General features: G+C 67.0%; 1 protein-coding gene. It reads right to left on the bottom strand.

The features are described from left to right. Positions 1 to 12 precede the first annotated feature (12 nt). A protein-coding gene (locus tag BU197_RS02465) for an IS5 family transposase (protein WP_411158430.1) occupies positions 13 to 944 on the bottom strand; the annotation gives its coding sequence in 2 pieces (ribosomal slippage) (positions 13 to 552 and positions 555 to 944; 930 coding nt in all). Positions 945 to 1,003: the final 59 nt, after the last annotated feature.

Below are 1,003 nucleotides of genomic sequence, written 5' to 3'. Positions count from 1 at the left end.
CTGTTTCTTGGATCATGTTCGGAGCCAGATGGTGAGGGCTGCGAGGGTGACGGTGCCGAGGTAGACATAGGCGCGTTTGTCGTAGCGGGTGGCGACGGCGCGGAAGCCCTTCAGGCGGTTGATGGCACGTTCGACGGTGTTGCGTTTCTTGTAGCGCTCGCGGTCGAAGCCGGTGGGCCGGCCGCCTCGGGAGCCTCGGTTCTTGCGATGCCTTTGCTGGTCAAGGCGTTCGGGGATGGTGTGCCGGATTCCACGCCTTCGCAGGTAGCGGCGGTTCGTGCGGGACGTGTATGCCTTGTCCGCCAGGACATGGCCGGGCCGGGTGCGAGGTCGCCCGACTCCGTTGCGGGGCACGGAAATCAACTCCAGCACGGGCTTGAACTGTGGGCCGTCTCCGTAGTGCCCGGGCGTCAGGACCAGGGAGAGAGGGCGGCATCGCCCTTCGGCCGCGAGGTGGATCTTGGTGGTGAAGCCGCCTCGGGAGCGTCCCGGGCATTCGCCGAGCTGACCACCTCCTCCAGCCGGACGACCAGTTTCCGCAGCACCGGACCGACCTGGTTCGTCCCTCGCCCGGCCCCCTTTTGAGGAACTGCGGGCGGGGACGTCTTTCTCGCGCCGGCGGCGTGCTGGTGAGCCCGCACCACGGTGGAGTCCACCGACACGTCCCAGTCGATCCGGCCGGCGGCGTCCTCGGAGGCCTGCACCTTCGAGAGCAACATCTGCCAGGTCCCATCCGCCGACCAGCGGCGATGACGCTTGTAGACCGTCTCCCACGGACCGAACCGCTCCGGCAGATCCCGCCACTGCACACCCGTCCGCACCCGGTACAGAACCCCGTTGATCACCCTACGGTGATCACTCCAGCGACCTCCACGCGTGCCACCTCGCGGAAGGAACGACTCCAGCCGGTCCCACTCCGCATTCGTCAGATCCCCACGGCCCATACATCCACCCTGGACCCAGCACCCAACCCACGTCAGGAGATCCGAGAAACAGGCCCTAG

The organism is Streptomyces sp. CBMA291, from assembly GCF_014596525.1.
Classification (GTDB): domain Bacteria; phylum Actinomycetota; class Actinomycetes; order Streptomycetales; family Streptomycetaceae; genus Streptomyces.
Note: the sequence above shows the minus strand (reverse complement) of the source record. Positions and strands in the feature narration are given on the sequence as shown.